Source organism: Specibacter sp. AOP5-B1-6 (assembly GCF_052376555.1).
GTDB lineage: Bacteria > Actinomycetota > Actinomycetes > Actinomycetales > Micrococcaceae > Specibacter.
Genome location: NZ_JBQSVT010000134.1, coordinates 1 through 319, shown reverse-complemented (window position 1 = coordinate 319; position 319 = coordinate 1). Strand labels below are relative to the sequence as shown.

Sequence of the window (319 nt, the reverse complement as noted above, 5' to 3'; positions counted from 1 at the left end):
TGACCAGGGCACGCTGCAGCTCACGGGCGAGGGCGGGTTCCTGCCCGAGATGGTCAAGGCCGTGTTGGAACGTGGCTTGCAGGCCGAAATGGCCGGCCATCTGGGCTATGAGAAGGGCGAGCGTTCCGACACGTCGCCGAATAACTCCCGCAACGGGTTCACACCGAAAACGGTGGCATCAGAGATCGGCGACATAGCCCTAGCGACGCCGCGGGACCGGGATGGGTCTTTCCAACCGGCCCTGGTGCCCAAGGGCTCCCGCCGCATCGGCGGGCTCGATGAAATGATCATTTCCCTCTACGCCGGTGGCATGACGGTC

The 319-nt window shown here is 64.6% G+C and carries 1 protein-coding gene; it reads left to right on the top strand.

The window, feature by feature from the left end; all coding sequences use genetic code 11:
• Positions 1-319 (top strand): transposase (locus ACT3TS_RS19805; protein WP_444533233.1); only part of this gene is annotated, 319 nt, incomplete at both ends.